Source organism: Streptomyces sp. NPDC031379 (assembly GCF_055569615.1).
In genome coordinates, this window is record NZ_JBVIIT010000002.1 from 202688 (window position 1) to 219026 (window position 16339).

Annotated in this window: 16 protein-coding genes and 1 pseudogene; 8 read left to right on the top strand and 9 right to left on the bottom strand. The window is 70.8% G+C overall.

What is annotated here, in order from left to right; genetic code table 11:
- Nucleotides 1-59: 59 nt before the first annotated feature.
- Genes ACZ5CW_RS03715 through ACZ5CW_RS03725 form a run of 3 tightly spaced genes read left to right on the top strand, consistent with a single transcriptional unit; the run spans nucleotide 60 to nucleotide 3651 of the window.
- Nucleotides 60-584: a PadR family transcriptional regulator gene (locus ACZ5CW_RS03715; RefSeq protein ID WP_468598038.1), complete on the top strand. Its 525-nt coding sequence runs from the start codon at nucleotides 60-62 to the stop codon at nucleotides 582-584.
- Nucleotides 581-1270: an ABC transporter ATP-binding protein gene (locus ACZ5CW_RS03720; RefSeq protein WP_468598040.1), complete on the top strand. Its 690-nt coding sequence runs from the start codon at nucleotides 581-583 to the stop codon at nucleotides 1268-1270. Before ACZ5CW_RS03715 ends, ACZ5CW_RS03720 begins: the two co-directional genes overlap by 4 nt.
- The gene (locus tag ACZ5CW_RS03725) at nucleotides 1267-3651 is read left to right on the top strand and encodes an ABC transporter permease (protein ID WP_468598042.1); all 2385 of its coding nucleotides are present in this window, start codon (nucleotides 1267-1269) and stop codon (nucleotides 3649-3651) included. The genes ACZ5CW_RS03720 and ACZ5CW_RS03725 overlap by 4 nt, the downstream gene beginning before the upstream one ends.
- 41 nt (nucleotides 3652-3692) lie before the next feature.
- Here the strand turns inward: ACZ5CW_RS03725 and ACZ5CW_RS03730 are convergent, their stop codons facing one another.
- Nucleotides 3693-4640: a LysR substrate-binding domain-containing protein gene (locus ACZ5CW_RS03730; RefSeq protein WP_468598393.1), complete on the bottom strand. Its 948-nt coding sequence runs from the start codon at nucleotides 4638-4640 to the stop codon at nucleotides 3693-3695.
- 139 nt (nucleotides 4641-4779) lie between these two features.
- On the opposite strand from ACZ5CW_RS03730, the gene ACZ5CW_RS03735 reads away from it, so the two are divergent.
- The gene (locus ACZ5CW_RS03735; protein ID WP_071381327.1) at nucleotides 4780-5334 is read left to right on the top strand and encodes a peroxiredoxin; all 555 of its coding nucleotides are present in this window, start codon (nucleotides 4780-4782) and stop codon (nucleotides 5332-5334) included.
- Nucleotides 5335-5337: 3 nt separating this feature from the next.
- Nucleotides 5338-5871: an alkyl hydroperoxide reductase gene (locus tag ACZ5CW_RS03740; protein ID WP_468598044.1), complete on the top strand. Its 534-nt coding sequence runs from the start codon at nucleotides 5338-5340 to the stop codon at nucleotides 5869-5871.
- Between the two features lie 41 nt (nucleotides 5872-5912).
- Here the strand turns inward: ACZ5CW_RS03740 and ACZ5CW_RS03745 are convergent, their stop codons facing one another.
- From ACZ5CW_RS03745 to ACZ5CW_RS03765, 5 genes are all read right to left on the bottom strand, one after another.
- Complete coding sequence (locus ACZ5CW_RS03745; RefSeq protein ID WP_468598046.1) at nucleotides 5913-7244, bottom strand: AI-2E family transporter; 1332 nt, start codon at nucleotides 7242-7244, stop codon at nucleotides 5913-5915.
- A gap of 139 nt (nucleotides 7245-7383) precedes the next feature.
- On the bottom strand, nucleotides 7384-8100 hold the full coding sequence (locus tag ACZ5CW_RS03750; protein WP_468598048.1) for an aggregation-promoting factor C-terminal-like domain-containing protein: 717 nt from the start codon (nucleotides 8098-8100) through the stop codon (nucleotides 7384-7386).
- Nucleotides 8101-8495: 395 nt separating this feature from the next.
- The gene (locus ACZ5CW_RS03755; protein WP_468598050.1) at nucleotides 8496-9821 is read right to left on the bottom strand and encodes a PhoH family protein; all 1326 of its coding nucleotides are present in this window, start codon (nucleotides 9819-9821) and stop codon (nucleotides 8496-8498) included.
- Between the two features lie 376 nt (nucleotides 9822-10197).
- A complete protein-coding gene (locus tag ACZ5CW_RS03760) occupies nucleotides 10198-10971 on the bottom strand; it encodes an isoprenyl transferase (protein WP_468598051.1) in 774 nt (257 codons plus the stop codon).
- Nucleotides 10972-11694: 723 nt separating this feature from the next.
- Nucleotides 11695-12480, bottom strand: coding sequence for a class I SAM-dependent methyltransferase (locus ACZ5CW_RS03765; RefSeq protein WP_468598053.1), 786 nt, complete (start codon nucleotides 12478-12480; stop codon nucleotides 11695-11697).
- Nucleotides 12481-12532: 52 nt separating this feature from the next.
- Here ACZ5CW_RS03765 and ACZ5CW_RS03770 point away from each other — a divergent pair, with 52 nt between their 5' ends.
- On the top strand, nucleotides 12533-13033 hold the full coding sequence (locus tag ACZ5CW_RS03770) for a DinB family protein (RefSeq protein WP_468598055.1): 501 nt from the start codon (nucleotides 12533-12535) through the stop codon (nucleotides 13031-13033).
- A 103-nt stretch (nucleotides 13034-13136) separates the two neighbouring features.
- On the opposite strand, the pseudogene ACZ5CW_RS03775 reads toward ACZ5CW_RS03770, so the two are convergent.
- Together ACZ5CW_RS03775 and ACZ5CW_RS03780 are read right to left on the bottom strand one after the other, a co-directional pair.
- Nucleotides 13137-13631 (bottom strand): annotated as a pseudogene (locus ACZ5CW_RS03775) (GNAT family N-acetyltransferase); the annotation flags it as partial.
- Between the two features lie 54 nt (nucleotides 13632-13685).
- Complete coding sequence (locus tag ACZ5CW_RS03780) at nucleotides 13686-14573, bottom strand: LLM class flavin-dependent oxidoreductase (protein WP_468598056.1); 888 nt, start codon at nucleotides 14571-14573, stop codon at nucleotides 13686-13688.
- Nucleotides 14574-14663: 90 nt separating this feature from the next.
- Here ACZ5CW_RS03780 and ACZ5CW_RS03785 point away from each other — a divergent pair, with 90 nt between their 5' ends.
- Together ACZ5CW_RS03785 and ACZ5CW_RS03790 are read left to right on the top strand one after the other, a co-directional pair.
- Nucleotides 14664-15047: a DUF192 domain-containing protein gene (locus tag ACZ5CW_RS03785; protein WP_468598057.1), complete on the top strand. Its 384-nt coding sequence runs from the start codon at nucleotides 14664-14666 to the stop codon at nucleotides 15045-15047.
- Between the two features lie 79 nt (nucleotides 15048-15126).
- Nucleotides 15127-15540: a DUF3224 domain-containing protein gene (locus ACZ5CW_RS03790; RefSeq protein WP_468598058.1), complete on the top strand. Its 414-nt coding sequence runs from the start codon at nucleotides 15127-15129 to the stop codon at nucleotides 15538-15540.
- Between the two features lie 161 nt (nucleotides 15541-15701).
- On the opposite strand, the gene ACZ5CW_RS03795 is transcribed toward ACZ5CW_RS03790, so the two are convergent.
- The gene (locus tag ACZ5CW_RS03795; protein ID WP_468598060.1) at nucleotides 15702-16334 is read right to left on the bottom strand and encodes an OmpA family protein; all 633 of its coding nucleotides are present in this window, start codon (nucleotides 16332-16334) and stop codon (nucleotides 15702-15704) included.
- Nucleotides 16335-16339 lie beyond the last annotated feature (5 nt).

Sequence of the window (16339 nt, forward strand, 5' to 3'; positions counted from 1 at the left end):
CATGACGTGCACACCCGGCGTATACATACTGCGTATACACCGTGTGTAGAGTGCTCGGCATGTCCATCGGTCACACCCTCCTAGGGCTCCTGGAGTCCGGCCCGCGCCACGGCTACGACCTCAAGCGGGCCTTCGACGAGAAGTTCGGTCACGACCGGCCCCTGCACTACGGCCAGGTCTACTCCACGATGTCCCGGCTGCTGAAGCACGGCTTCGTGGAAGTCGACGGGATCGAGGCGGGCGGCGGGCCCGAGCGCAAGCGGTACGCGATCACGGACGCCGGCATCACCGACGTCGAGCGCTGGCTCGCCACCCCGGAGAAGCCGGAGGAGTACCTCCAGTCGACCCTCTACACCAAGGTCGTCCTCGCGCTCCTCACCCACCGCAACGCGGCCGACATCCTCGACACCCAGCGCGCCGAGCACCTGCGCAGCATGCGGATCCTGACCGACCGCAAGCGCAAGGGCGACCTCGCGGACCAGCTGATCTGCGACCACGCCCTGTTCCACCTGGAGGCCGACCTGCGCTGGCTGGAGCTGACGGCCGCGCGGCTGGACCGGCTCCGAGAGGCGGTGGCCAAGTGACTCCCCCGCCCGGCTCCCTGCTCGCCGCCGAGGACCTGCGCAAGGCCTACGGCCCGACGGTCGCCCTCGACGGCGCCGAGTTCTCCATCCACCCCGGTGAGGTCGTCGCCGTGATGGGCCCCTCCGGCTCCGGCAAGTCGACGCTGCTGCACTGTCTCGCCGGGATCGTGCCGCCCGACTCCGGCTCGATCACCTACGCCGGACGCGAGCTGGCGACCATGAACGACACCGAACGCAGCGCGCTGCGCCGCAGCGATTTCGGTTTCGTCTTCCAGTTCGGCCAGCTCGTCCCCGAGCTGACCTGCGTGGAGAACGTGGCCCTGCCGCTCAGACTGAACGGCACCTCCCGCAAGGAGGCCGAGCGGGCCGCGCTCGGCTGGATGGAGCGCCTGGAGGTGGACGACCTCAAGGGCAAGCGGCCCGGCGAGGTCTCCGGCGGCCAAGGGCAGCGCGTCGCCGTGGCGCGGGCGCTGGTCACCGGTCCGCGAGTGCTGTTCGCCGACGAGCCGACCGGCGCGCTGGACTCCCTCAACGGCGAGCGCGTGATGGAGCTGCTGACCGACGCGGCCCGCTCCACCAACGCGGCCGTCGTGCTGGTCACGCACGAGGCCCGGGTGGCGGCCTACTCCGACCGCGAGATCGTCGTACGCGACGGCAAGTCACGGGACATGGAGCGGGCCATATGAACGTGCGCAGGGGACGCCTCCCGCGCGAGCGAAGCCGAGCGTGGGGCAGGACCAAGGACCTGGGCATGGGGGCCCGGTTCGCCTTCACCGGCGGGCGCGAGGGCTGGGTCCGGATGCTGCTGACGGCGGTCGGCGTCGGCCTGGGCGTGGCCCTGCTGCTGCTGACGACCTCCCTGCCGAACGTGCTCACCGCCCGTGACCGGGTGGAGGACGCCCGCCAGGACTACACGTTCTCCGCCACCGCGCCGCCGAAGGCCGACAACACCGTGCTGCTCGCGGCGACGGACACCATGTGGCACGACAAGAACGTCCGCGGCCGGCTCCTGGAGCCCGAAGGGTCCCGGGCGCCGTTGCCGCCCGGGGTGGACCGCTTCCCGGCGAAGGGCGAGATGGTGGTATCGCCCGCGCTGAAGGAGCTGCTGTCCTCCGACGGGGCGAAGCTGCTGCGGGAGCGGATTCCGTACCGGATCACCGGGACCATCGGTCAGAGCGGGCTGATCGGCTCGCACGAACTCGCCTACTACGCGGGCGCCGACGGCCTGGATCCCGAAGGGGGCGGGGGCGGGGCGCGGGTGGAGCGGCTGGCCGCGTTCGGGAACCCGCACCCGACCGGCGAGAAGGCCGATCCCGTCCTCATCCTGATGATGCTGGTCGTCTTCGTCGCGCTGCTGATGCCGGTCGCCGTGTTCATCGCCGCGGCCGTACGGTTCGGCGGCGAGCGGCGCGACCGCAGGCTGGCCGCGTTGCGGCTGGTGGGCTCCGACAGCCGGATGACCCGGCGGATCGCGGCGGGCGAGGCGCTCGCCGGCGCGCTGCTGGGACTGGTCGTCGGCACCGGTTTCTTCCTGATCGGGCGCCAGGCGGCCGGATCGGTCGAGGTGCTGGGCGAGAGCTTCTTCCCCAGCTATCTGAACCCCTCCCCGGCACTCGTCGCGCTGGTCGCCGTGGCGGTTCCGGCCGCAGCCGTGCTGGTGACGCTGTTCGCGATGCGCGGGGTGGTCGTCGAGCCGCTCGGCGTGGTGCGGACGGCCAAGCCGGCCCGGCGCCGCCTGTGGTGGCGGCTGCTGCTGCCGCTGGCGGGCCTCGCGATGCTGTACCCGATGATCGGCAGGGGCCGTTCCAACGGCGAGTTCAACCAGTACCTGGTCATCGGCGGCGTGATGCTGCTGCTGGTCGGCGTGACCGCGCTGCTGCCGTGGGTCGTGGAGGCGGTGGTCGCCCGGCTCGGATCCGGTGCCGTCTCCTGGCAACTGGCCGTCCGGCGCCTGCAGTTGAGCAGCGGCACCGCGGCCCGCATGGTCAACGGCATCGCGGTCGCGGTGGCCGGGGCGATCGCGCTGCAGATGCTGTTCGCGGGCGTGGAGAGCCAGTACACCAAGGAGACCGGCCGGGATCCGAACCGGGCGCAGGTGGAGGTCGACCTCTCCGACCGGACCCGGGTGGCCACCGCGGGCGAGGCGTTCGCCCGGACCAAGGGCGTGGCGGTGGCGGTCTCGCTGTCCACCGGGTCGCTCGGTGAGAAGCGCCGCGAACCCGACGTCTTCGGCGACCTCACCGTCGGCAGCTGCGCCGCGCTGCGCGAGTTGGCCCGGCTGCCCTCCTGCCACGACGGGGACATGTTCCTGCTGAGCAACACGAACTACAACGACGACTACAACACCTCCGTGCAGAACGTCATGCGGCCGGGGAAGCGCCTGTACATCGACCCCTCGTACTCGGACACGCACGGCCGCGAGATCGCCCTCACGCTGCCGGCCCGGCTCCCTCGGGCGGTCGTGCGCAAGGACTCACTGCAGAACGCCGCCAGCGGCCTGCTCGTCACCCCCTCCGCGCTGCCCGCCGAGGCCGCGCCGACGCTGACCGGCAAGGTCTACGTCCGGCTCGACAGGTCCGTGAAGGACGCGGAGGAGTACGTGCGCACCACCGCCGCGAAGGTGGACCCGGTCGCGGACGCCTTCACCTGGGCGGCGACCGAGCAGTCCACCAAGTACGCCTCCCTGCGCACCGGCCTGTTCATCGGCGCGATCTGCGTGCTGGCCCTGATCGGGGCGAGCCTGCTGGTCTCCCAGCTCGAGCAGTTGCGTGAGCGGCGCAAGCTGTTGTCGTCGCTGGTCGCCTTCGGCACCCGGCGCCGCACGCTGGGCCTGTCGGTGCTGTGGCAGACGGCGGTCCCGATCGCCCTCGGCCTGCTGCTGGCCTCGGCGGTCGGCCTCACCCTCGGCGCGGTGCTGCTGAAGATGGCGGCCACCCCGGTGACCGTCGACTGGGCGAGCGTGCTGTCGATGACCGGCGTAGGCGCCGCGGTGGTCCTCACCGTCACCCTGCTGAGCCTGCCGCCGCTGCTGCGGATGATGCGCCCCGAGGGGCTGCGCACGGAGTAGCGGCGGGTACACCGAGGGCCCTTCCCGCCAGGAGGGGCCCTTCAGCCGTCCCGCTCCAGCACCCGCACCGGCAGCGGACGCATGGCCTCACGCAGGGCGGCCGCCAGCTCCTCGTACTCCGCGCCGCGCGCCGCTCCCGTCCTCATCGCCAGGGCGATCCGGCGGCTGGGTGCGGGCTCGGCGAAGTAGCCGGTGAGGAGCTGGCTGCTGCGGGTCGTCTCCAGCTTCAGCGCGGTGCGCGGGAGCAGGGTGCAGCCGAGACCGCCCGCGACGAGCTGGACCAGCGTGGACAGACCGGCGGCCGTCGTCGTCACCGGCGCGTCCTCCCGGCCGGCCTCCCGGCAGATGTCCAGGGCCTGGTCGCGCAGGCAGTGGCCCTCGTCCAGGAGCAGCAGGTTGAGTTCCCTCAGGGCCTCGCGGGGGATGCCCTCGCGGCCGCCGAGCCAGTGGTCGAGCGGGGTGACGAGCACGAAGTCCTCGTCGAACAGGGGGAGTTCGACGACTCCGGGGACGCCCAGCGGCACGGCCAGCAGCAGCAGGTCGAGCCGGCCGGAGTGCAGGCCGTCGACCAGGTTGGCGGTCTGCTCCTCGTGCACCTGCAGGTCGAGGTGCGGATACCGGTCGTGCACCAGCCGCAGCACGGTGGGCAGCAGATAGGGCGCGACGGTCGGGATGACCCCGAGCCGCAGCACCCCCGTGAAGGGAGCCCGGACCGCCTCGGCCTCCTCCAGCAGCGCCCCGACCGCCTCCAGCACCGCCTTCGCCCGTACGGCCAGACGCTCCCCCGCGGGCGAGAGCAGCACCTTCCGGGTCGTACGCTCGAGAAGGGTCACCCCGAGGGTCTCCTCCAGCGCCGAGACCGCGCCGGACAGGGCGGGCTGGCTCATGCCGATGGCGGCCGCCGCGTCCCGGAAGTGCAGATGCTCCGCGACGGCGGCGAAGGCCCGCAGCTGCGCGAGGCTCGGCTGCCTGCGCTTGCCGTTACCCATGGTCACTGATAACTACCTCCGATCAACATGACCGAGTGTAGCTATTTCCCTAATCAATGCACCGTGTGCCAACATCAACGAAGTCCAACCCATGGGAAACACCCTCAAAAGGGGTGTTTCTTCGCTGCAAGGAGAGCGTGTGCTCACTGTCGGTGACAAGTTCCCCGAGTTCGAACTGACCGCCTGCGTCTCGCTGGAGAAGGGCAAGGAGTTCGAGCAGATCCACCACAAGTCCTACGAGGGCAAGTGGCTGGTCGTGTTCGCATGGCCGAAGGACTTCACCTTCGTCTGCCCGACCGAGATCGCCGCGTTCGGGAAGCTGAACGACGAGTTCGCCGACCGCGACGCCCAGATCCTCGGCTTCTCCGGTGACTCCGAGTTCGTCCACCACGCCTGGCGCAAGGACCACCCGGACCTGACCGACCTGCCCTTCCCGATGCTGGCCGACTCCAAGCACGAGCTGATGCGCGACCTCGGCATCGAGGGCGAGGACGGCTTCGCGCAGCGTGCCGTCTTCATCGTCGACCCGAACCGGGAGATCCAGTTCACCATGGTCACCGCCGGTTCCGTGGGCCGCAACCCCAAGGAGGTCCTGCGGGTCCTGGACGCCCTGCAGACCGACGAGCTGTGCCCGTGCAACTGGAGCAAGGGCGAGGACACCCTGGACCCGGTCGCGCTGCTGGCTGGTGAGTGACCCATGTCGCTCGACTCCCTGAAGTCCCGCGTCCCGGACTACGCCAAGGACCTGAAGCTCAACCTGGGCTCGGTCATCGGCAACTCCGACCTGCCGGCGCAGCAGCTGTGGGGCACGGTGCTGGCGACCGCCATCGCCTCCCGTTCCCCGATCGTGCTGCGTGAGCTGGAGCCGGAGGCGAAGGCGAACCTGACGCCGGAGGCGTACACGGCCGCGAAGGCCGCCGCCGCGGTGATGGCGATGAACAACGTCTTCTACCGCACCCGCCACCTGCTGTCCGACCACGAGTACGGCACCCTGCGCGCGGGTCTGCGGATGAACGTCATCGGCAACCCGGGTGTGGACAAGGTCGACTTCGAGCTGTGGTCCTTCGCGGTCTCCGCGATCAACGGCTGCGGCCTGTGCCTGGACTCGCACGAGCAGGTGCTGCGCAAGGCCGGCGTGGAGCGCGAGGTGATCCAGGAGGCGTTCAAGATCGCGTCCGTGGTTCAGGCCGTCGGCGTCACGCTGGACGCCGAGGCCGTGCTGGCCGAGTAAGCCGTACGGCGAGGCCGACCGAGCCTCGACGAGGACCCCGCTCACCTCTGGTGGGCGGGGTCCTCCGCGTTCTCCCCCGCGGTCTCCTCCGCGTTCTCCGCCACGGCCTCGCCCGCGGGTTCGGCGGACGACTCCTTCTGCTGCTGGACCTCCAGGGAGTACTGCCGCAGATATCCCACCACCGTGTTCGTCACCGCCACGAGCGGTACGGCCACCACCGCGCCGCCGATGCCGGCCACCATGCCGCCTGCCGCCACCGTCAGCACGACCGCCAGCGGGTGGACGCGGACCGCGCGGCCGAGGATGAACGGCTGCAGGACGTGGCCCTCGATCTGCTGGACCGCGAGGACGACCGCCAGGGTCATGAGCGCCGTGAAGACGCCCTGCGTGACGAGGGCCACGATCACCGCGAGCGCCCCGGAGGCGACCGCGCCGACCAGGGGGATGAAGGAGAACAGGAAGATGAAGACGGCCAGCGGGACCGCCATCGGCACGTCGAGGAAGTAGATGCCGATGCCGATGAAGATCGCGTCGATGAGGGCGACCAGGACCGTGCCGCGGACGTAGGCGGTCAGGGTGCGCCAGGCCCGCGGGCCCGCGCCGGCCACGCCCGGGCGGGCGGCGGACGGCACCAGCTTCAGGAACCACTGCCAGATGCGCTCGCCGTCGTAGAGCAGGAACAGCGTCGAGAAGAACACCAGCAGGATGCCGGTGAGTGCCTCGACGATGACCTGAACGCCCTCCAGGCCCGCGGACGTTATCTGGTCGGCGTTGGCGCCGATCGCCTCGCGCAGGTTCTTGGCGATCTGGTTGATCTGCTTGTCGGTGACGTGGAAGGGGCTCTTCAACAGCCAGTTGCGCAGGTCGTCGATGCCGTTCTGGATCTGGTTGGAGAGCGTGTCGATGTTCTCCATGACCTGCCAGGTCACGAACCAGCCCATCAGGCCGATGACGACGAAGCCGCTGATGGCGGTGAGCGCGGTGGCCAGGCCGCGAGGCACCCCTCGGCGGGTGAGCCGGGCGACCGTCGGCTGCAGCAGCGCGGTGACCAGCAAGGCGATGACGAAGGTGAACACCACCAGCTGGACGGCGCTGATGACGCGCATCAGCACCCACACGGTGCCGGCGAGGACCAGCAGGCGCCAGCCGGCCTCGGCCGCGACCCGGACACCCCAGGGCACGGCCTCGGCGGGGTCGGGGCGGGGGCCGGCGGGCGGCGCGGGCCGGCGGGCGGGCGGTGCCGGGGCGGCGGCCTGGGGCGGTTCGGGCTCGGTGCCTTCCTTCTCCACCTCGGCGCGGCGCTCGTCCAGGCGCTCGCTCATCTCGGTAAGGCCGGCCCCGAGCCGGCCGACCCACCCTGGCACTCGCGACATGGTCCGTCCTCTTCCCCCGCGTCCCCGGGTGTTCGCCACCACTCTCCCCTGGAGTCGTTCGGTTACGACCGTACAGGGCGAAAGCCCCTCCCCTTAGGACGGGGAGGGGCTGCGCAAGGTTGAGTGGGCGTCGGGCGGCCTAGTACCAGTGGTTGGCCTGCCAGAACGACCAGGCCTGGCAGGGGCTGCCGTAACGGCCGTCCATGTAGCTGAGGCCCCACTTGATCTGGGTGGCCGGGTTGGTCTGCCAGTCGGCACCGGCGGAGGACATCTTGGAGCCCGGCAGGGCCTGGAAGAGGCCGTAGGCACCGGAGGAGGCGTTGACCGCACGGTAGTTCCAGCTGGACTCGTGGTCCACGATGTTGCTGAAGCACTGGTACTGGTCGCCCGCCACCATCTGACGGGCCATCGCCTGGATCTGCGCGACGCTGTAGCTGCCCTGGACGGGGAAGCTGGAGGAGTCGCGGGTCGAGCGTGTCGCGGCCTGGGCCTTCGCCTCCGCCGCGCGCTCCTTGGCCGCCTTCTCCGCCTTCTCGGCGGCCACCTTCTTCGCGACGGCGGTCTCGGCGGCGGCCTTGCGGGCCGCTTCCTCGGCGTCCTTCTTGGCGCTCGCGTCCGCGGCGATGGCCTGCGAGTCGGCCTGCTGCGTCAGGGACGCGGTCTGCACCTGCGCCTGCTGACCCGCGGGTATGTCCGCGAGGAGCGTGGTGTCGGCTGCCGTCGCCTCGGCGTCGTTGGGCTGCGCGGTGCTGCCCGAGGCAACGCCGACAACGCTTCCGACGGCGGTGACCGCGGTGGCCGAGGCCACTGCGAATCCCCGGACCGAAATCCGGCTCACACGGTTTCCTTCCAGCATCGCCCGCTTCGGTGACCCTGGCGGACGCAATCGTGCCCCTGGCACTGGCCTCCCAACTGCGGGGTCACGGGAGGCGCGGGCCCGGTGGGCAACTCCCCCGAGGGGAGCGCCGCGTGGTGCTCGGGCGGCATACGGCGACGCTATGGAGTTGATGGTGCTGCTGTGGTGCGGTACCGCTGGGGGTACACGTGTGCCGTATGCGGGGCCTGACAGGACTGAGACTCTGCCGTAACCGGACGGCGGGTGGCAATTCTGTGTTGCGTGTGAAAGCTCACATCCCGTTTCAGCCCGACGATTTCAGGAAACCGCCACACGCGAAGGCGCCGCCCGGCTAGGCTCGTGCACCTTTGCCGGACGGCGCCAACTGAGATCTCTCGAAAACCCCTTGAATGCCCTTAGATGTGGCCCTCTTCGAGCATTTCGGTCACAAGGGCGGCGATCTGGGACCTCTCGGACCTGGTCAGCGTGACGTGCGCGAAGAGCGGATGCCCCTTCAGCTTCTCCACGACCGCGACCACACCGTCGTAGCGACCGACGCGCAGATTGTCCCGCTGTGCCACGTCATGGGTCAGAACGACCCGCGAATTGGCGCCGATCCGGGACAGAACGGTCAGCAGGACGTTCCTTTCGAGGGACTGCGCCTCGTCCACGATCACGAACGCGTCATGGAGCGAGCGGCCGCGGATGTGCGTGAGCGGGAGCACCTCCAGCATCCCGCGCGCGGTGACCTCCTCGATGACCTCGCGGCTGGTGACCGCCGAGAGCGTGTCGAAGACGGCCTGCGCCCACGGGCTCATCTTCTCCGCCTCGGTACCCGGCAGATAGCCCAACTCCTGCCCGCCGACCGCGTACAACGGACGGAAGACCATCACCTTCTGGTGCTGGCGGCGCTCCAGGACCGCCTCCAGGCCCGCGCACAGCGCCAGTGCCGACTTACCGGTGCCGGCCCGGCCGCCCATGGAGACGATGCCGACGTCCGGGTCGAGCAGCAGGTCGAGCGCGATGCGCTGCTCGGCGCTGCGGCCCTTGATGCCGAACGCCTCCCGGTCGCCGCGCACCAGGCGGACATTGCCCTCGGCGGTGATCCGGCCGAGCGCCTTGCCCCGCTCGGACTGGATGGTCAGGCCGGTGTGCACGGGGAGGTCGGAGGCCTCCGGGACGTACACGTGCCCTTCCTCGAAGAGGACGTCCACCTGTTCACCGGAGAGGGTCAGTTCCGACATTCCGGTCCAGCCGGAGTTCTCCGTGATGGCCAGTTCGGCCCGGTACTCCTCGGCCAGCAAGCCCACGGACGAGGCCTTGATCCTCAGGGGCAGGTCCTTCGACACGACGGTGACGTCGAACCCCTCGGCCTGCAGATTGCGGGCCACCGCGAGGATGCGGGAGTCGTTGTCCCCCAGGCGGTAGCCGGTGGGCAGCACGCTGGGGTCCGAGTGGTTCAGCTCGACACGGACCGTCCCGCCGAGTTCCCCGATCGGGATGGGGGCGTCGAGGCGACCGTTCCGCACCCGGTAGTCGTCCAGCAGGCGCAGGGCCTGACGGGCGAAGTAGCCGAGTTCGGGATGGTGCCGCTTGGCCTCCAGTTCCGTGACCACGACGATGGGGAGCACGACCTCGTGCTCGTCGAAGCGGGTCAGGGCGTTCGGGTCGGCCAGCAGGACGCTGGTGTCGAGAACATAGGTGCGCCGGTCTGGCTTGTGGCGCTTTGTGCTGGTCACCACGGAAGGACGTACCCCCTCGGATGAGGTCGGGGAGCGACGAAGTGGAAGCCGGGCCGGGAGGGTGGGAGCATTGCGGCCGGTCCCTGGCCCCCGCGCAGGGCGGGCCGGACACCGGCCCTCCGCGGCTGCTTCCGTGCAGTGACCGCACGGTCGGGCTGGTGCAAAGGGCCTCCCGGGCGGACGACCCCGAGTCGCCCGCTGAGATCCGACACCCGTGGTTCGGGTGTCGACCTGTTTGGCTTATGCCCTCGAACATGCGCCGCCATGCAGATGCGGCCAACAGCGCGCTGATGAACTCCTTGTTACTTCCGCCCGAACCGGGGTATACGGCAACCGCCCCGGCGCCGGGCGGCGACGGGGCGGTGCGGTGGGCGCTTCAGCCGCCGTAGCGGCGGTGACGTGCGGCGTAGTCGCGCAGGGCACGCAGGAAGTCGACCTTGCGGAAGGCCGGCCAGAAGACCTCACAGAAGTAGTACTCGGCGTGCGCGGTCTGCCAGAGCATGAATCCGGACAATCGCTGCTCGCCACTGGTGCGGATCACCAGGTCCGGGTCGGGCTGGGCGCCGGTGTAGAGGTGACGGCCGATCATGTCGATGTCGACGGACTCGGCGAGGTCCTCCATCGACACGCCCTTGTCGCGGGCGTCGAACAGCATGGAGCGCACGGCGTCGGCGATCTCCTGCCGGCCGCCGTAGCCGATGGCCACGTTGACGAGTATCCCGTCGATGTGGGCGGTGGCCTCCTCGGCCTCCTTCAGCGCCGTCTGCAACTGCGAGGGCAGCAGATCGCGCGTGCCGACGTGGTGCACACGCCAGCGGCCGTCGGCGCCGAGGGTGCGGACGACGTCCTCGACGATGCCGAGCAGGGGTACCAGTTCCTCCTGCGGGCGCTCGAAGTTGTCCGTCGACAGCAGCCACAGGGTGACGACCTCGACATCGGTCTCGCTGCACCAGCCGAGGAACTCGCCGATCTTCTCGGCACCGGCCCGGTGGCCGTGGACGGTGGTCGAGCCGGACGCCTTCGCCCAGCGGCGGTTGCCGTCCATGATGACGCCGATGTGCTTGGGCACCTGAGTGTGGTCCAGATGACCTTCCACCCGGCGCGCGTAGAGCCTGACGAGCAGGCCGCGCAGCTTGTCGCGTAGGTTCACGTGACCTCCGGGGTTTGGTGCGGGGTACAGATGCCGGAGCCCTTGAGCCTACCGCTGTGGAAGCTCCGGCTCCGGTTCAGGGCTCGGGGGCGGAGTGGTTGCGGTCTCCTCGTCGGGCGCGGCTTCGCCGGCCCGGTCGCGCGGCTTCCCGCACGCCTCGGGCAGGGACGCTTTCCCGGCACCCGGGGGTTCGCCAAGAAAAACGGGCCGGTCCGTGGGGGGGAGACGGACCGGCCCGAGGGGGGGCTTCCACCATAACCCTTCGTGAGGGATCGTGGGTGCATCGGCGTGAGACAACTACTCTCCGGAATCATCCGGCGACGCCCCGAGGGGGGCGGAACGTTGGATTCAGGGGCGTTTCGTGGCCGATTCACAGCGGATTCCCAGGGAAATCCGGCCGAATAGGAACGGATCCGAAGACTTTGAGCCACCTTGAGGACAGCTGGGCGAGTTGTCCACGCGTCCCCCCGACGGACTACTCGGCCCGCGAACGGTGACTTGACGGTTCCGCTACGCGGCAAGGAGTGGATCATCCGGTTTCGCGGCACCGCGCAGCCCCCTCCACTGCGCGATACCGCCCGCGCAGCTTTGCTGACGCGAATTACCTTGGTCTGAACTTACGGGACCCGTGGGGCGGATGTGAACCGAGCCCGATAACGATGTGGAAACCACGGGCGAACCACAGGTGAACGGTGGCCCTTTTCTCCCGCTATGCCTGATATGTCAGCGGCCCGGCCTGCGGGCGTCGAAGAGGTGACGGCTGCTGTGCGCGACGAACGGCCCCTCCTTCTCGATCCGCTCGTGCAGCGCGCGGAGCCGGGGTTCGTACGCCTCGACCGTGAAGCCGGGGACCATCCAGACGACCTTGCGCAGGAAGTGCACGACCGCGCCGATGTCGTGGAACTCCATCCGCAGCCGCTCCGCCCGCAGCCCGACCACCTCCAGGCCCGCCGCCTCGGCGTCGGCCCGCTCACGCTCGGGGTCACGGCCGCCGCGTACCTCGTCCGGCTGCGGTCCGAGGAAGTACTCGACCAGTTCGAAGACGCTGGCCGGCCCGACGTGCTGGGCGAAATACGTGCCGCCCGGCCGCAGCACCCGGGCGATCTCCTCCCAGTGCGGGCGCACCGGGTGCCGGCTGAGCACCAGGTCGAACGCCGCGTCGGCGAACGGCAGCGGCGCGTCGTCCGGGGCGGCGACGACCACCACACCGCGGGGCCGCAGCAGCGCCGTGGCCTTGGCGACGTTCGGCGGCCACCCCTCCGTGGCGGCGACGGACAGCGGCCGGGCCGGCTCGGCCCCGCTCAGCGCGAAGTCCAGCACCTCCCCGCCGCCGGTCTGGATGTCCAGCACGGCCTCCGCACCGGCCAGCCGCTCCCCCGCGGACCGGGCGTACCCCCAGGAGGGCCGCGCCTCGGTGGCCCGCCCCTCGAACCAGGAGAAGTCCCACCCTTCGGTGGGCACGGCTGCTCCCTCCGCCACGAGGTCTTCGAACGTGCGGTCCGCTGTCATGACACCCATGATCGCAGGGTGTTGTCGGCGGGTCCTGCTAGTTTCCGCCCGCATGACGACTTACTTCGCCGGAGAGAAGGACACGCTGCACGCGAGCCTGGACCGGCACCGAAACGCCGTGCTCTGGAAGCTGGACGGCCTCGACGACGAGCAACTGCGCCGCCCTCTCACCCCGACCGGGACCAACCTGCTGGGCCTGGTCAAGCACCTGGCATCGGTCGAGTACGGCTGGTTCGTGGAGTCGTTCGGCGGGGAGGCCGAGCCGTTCTGGTTCGACCCGTACGACGACATGCGGGTCACCCCCGACGAGACGACGGAACGGATCGTCGCCTTCTACGGCCGCGCCCGCGCCGCCGCCGACCGTACGATCGCCGCGCTGCCCCTGGCCGCGGAGGGCCGCCCGGCCTGGCGGGACGTGCGGGTCTCGCTGCGCTGGGTCCTGGTCCACATGGTCGAGGAGACCGCGCGGCACGCCGGGCACATGGACATCCTGCGTGAGCTGATCGACGGGGCGACCGGCGACCATCCGCCGGCCGAAGGGAGGACCACCTGACCGGCTTTGTCCCCTCCCGCTAGCCGACCGGTCCGTCCGCCCGTCTGTCCGCCTCCCGGTTCGCCTCGAGGCTGTCCTCGCCGCTCAGCTCGCCGCTCGCCCCTCCCTCGTCCTCGCCGAGGACGAGCAGGATGTGTTCGTCGTCGCCGTGCCGGAGAGTGCCCGCACGTTCGAAGCCATGTCCCTGCAGCAGGCGGACGGAGGCGGTGTTGCCGGCGAAGGGGTCGGCGTACAGCGGCCGGGTGCGCTCCTCACGGAGGAAGAGGGCAAGGGCGCGGCGGCCGACACCACGGCTCCAGTACGGCCGGCCGAGCCAGTACCCGACGAACCGCCGCCCGCCCTGCGTCCAGGAGACGACGTGCCCGGCCGCCTCCCCGTCGACGGTGACCGTCCGCACGAGGCAGTCGGGATCGCCGATCACCCGTTGCCGCCAGTGTGTCAGGAAGGCGTCCCGCGGCCGGGGGGTGAACCTCGACCGCCGGAGTGCCTCCGGATCGTGCTCGTAGGCGAGGAACGACTCGAGGTCGGCCTCGACCACGGCTCGCAGCCGCACGTCGTGCGGCACATCGTGCGGCCCGCCCTGCGTCCCATCGGTCATGCGGAGAAGTGTGGCAGCCGGCACCGACACCGGCGCGTGGCACGAACTCGGCCGCTACGGCAGCAGGGGCCGTACTTCCTCCGCGGTGAAGCGCACGAAACCCTCCGGGTCGGGCTCGTCCCCGGTCGGCTGGAGGACGACGGTGTCCGCACCGGCCTCGGTCAGCCGTCGTACGGCCTCGGCCACGGCACCCGCGTCCCCGGCGACCCCGAGGTCCGGCACCGACTCCAGCCCTTCGGCGACGAGTTCGGCGCGCAGCCGGGCTTCGGCGCCGGGCCCGGTCGCGGCGAGCAGGTAGACGACGACCGTGTGCGGTTCGGTGCGGCCCGCTTCCCGCCGCCCTTCGTCGATGAGCTGCCGGGCCCGTCGTACACCGTCCGGCGGGGTGGAGGCGGTGAGGACGGTGCCGTCGGCCTTGGCGCCGGAGAGCCGCAGCGTCCGGGGCCCGGTGGCACCGGCGAGTACCTCCGGGGCCCCCGCCTCGCGCGTGCGATGCGGGGGCCAGTCGAGCCCGACGTCGTCCAGGGTCACGTACCGGCCCCGGACGGTGAGCCGTTCCCCGCGCAGCAGCGCGCGCAGGGCGTCGAGATGCTCGCCGAGGAGGGTGAGCGGGGAGGCTGCGCGGGCGCCGACCTGTCCCATCCAGTCCTGTACCCCGTGCCCGACGACGAGGGTCGCGCGGCCGGGGAACATCCGGTGCAGGGACGCGGCCTCCATCGCAGTGAGGGCCACGTTCCTGAGGGGGACGGGCAGCAGCCCGACGCCGATCCGCACCCGCTCCGTCCAGGCGAGCGCCGCGGCGGCCGTCGAGATGCCGCCCTCCCGGAAACAGTCCTCCCACAGCCACAGCTCTTCGAGCCCCGCGTCGTCCGCGGTCCGGGCGACGGCCCGCAGCCGCTCGGGAGGAAGCTGGGGGCGGAACACGGCACCGAGTCGAGTCATGTCGTCCTTCCTAGTGGGGAGAACGGGACGGGAACAACCTGTTTACGGACGCGGTGGGCCGGCGGTACCGGCGGAGAGGGAGGACGGGGCGTGGGACGGCGTTGGCGCTGGCGGGACGGACGAGGAGAGCTGGTCGTACGGGGGGCCTTGGGGGACACGGCGGTCGTGGCCGTGCCGCTGGAGATCTCGACGTCCTACCGGGCCCGGACGAAAGGGCTGCTGGGCCGGGACTCGATCGACGGGGCGATGCTGCTGTCACCGGCGAGCGGAGTGCACACCTTCCGGATGCGGATGCCGATCGACGTCGCCTACCTGGACCGCCGGCTGAACGTGGTCGCCGTCCGCACGATGAAGCCGGGCCGACTCGGCCTGCCCCGACTGCGGGCCCGGCATGTGCTGGAGGCGGAGGCGGGGGCGATGGCCGGGTGGGGTGTGCGGGTCGGGGCACAGGTGGAGGTGCGGGCGGAGGGGTGAGTGAAGGGGTGAGTGACGTGGTCGGGAATCCGACGGTCGCTCTCGGGGCGTTGTCGGTGGGGCGGCTTAGCATCCGGGTATGAGAGCTTCAGGGACGTTCACGGTCGAGGAGTTCACGCCGGCAGCGGTGCCGTTGCCGGAGCCGGTGGTCGAGACGGCGGTGTCCGTCGGGGTGGCCACGATGCGGAAGCGGTACGCGGGTGAGGTCGGCGGGGTGTCGACGACGCTGTTCACGGCGGCGCACGACCAGGGGAGCGCGACCGGCACCTATGTCGCCATGGAGTCCTTCGAGGGGACCCTGCACGACCTGGCCGGCGCCTTCAACTTCGCCCACTCGGGCACGACTCGCGGCGGCGGCAGGGAGGACGAGTTCTTCCTCATCGTGCCCGGCAGCGGGACGGGGGCGCTGACCGGGATCCGAGGGGCCGGCGGCCTGTCGGTCGAGGCGGACGGCACCCATCGGATCTGGTTCGAGTACGAGGTCGGGGCCTAGGGGGTTTCGTTTGGATCAGGTCGGATCTGGCCCGTGGCGTCCGGTGCGGTGCATCGCAAGGCGGAGGATCACCCGCGTACCGGGCGTACTCGGGTGGTCCGACAACGCGGCGAGGTGCCGTGCCGGGCGTCGCGGACCCGGGCTGATCCGAACGAAGCCCCCTAGCCCTGGGTCCGGGGGAAGGAGACCTCCACTCGGCGGTTCTTCTTCCTTCCGGCCTCGGTGGAGTTGTCGGCGATCGGGTACTGCTCGCCGTAGCCGCGGACCTCGAAGGTGACGGTCGGGTTGTTCAGGTCCTGGTCCAGGACGGCCTGGACGGCGTTGGCGCGCTGCTTGGACAGGATGTCGCCGTGGGCGGAGGAGCCGAGGTCGTCGGTGAAGCCGAAGACGCGGACCTGGGCCGCGTTCTGCTTCCTGATCTCCGCGGCGATGGCGGCGATGCGGGCCTTCGCCTCCGCGCCGAGCTTGGCGCTGTCCTTGTCGAACAGCACCTCGGCCTGCAGGGCGAAGGTCACGTCGGCGTTGGTGTCCTCCCTGCGCTCGTCCCCGCTCTGGTCCTCCACGACCGACTTGATGTCCAGCACCTTGGGCTCCGCGAGGGTGGCGCCCTCGGGCAGCTTCAGGTCCGGGTCGGTGGGGTCGACCCTCACCGGCGCGGTGGCGGAGGGTTCGGTGCCGGGGGGTTCACTGGGGTCCGTGTCGTCGGCGCGGGCCACGGGGGCGCCGTGCAGACCGGCGGCGAACAGGAGGGCGGCGGCCGCGAGCGCGACGGGGAGACGGGGCGTGGTGGTCACGTGAG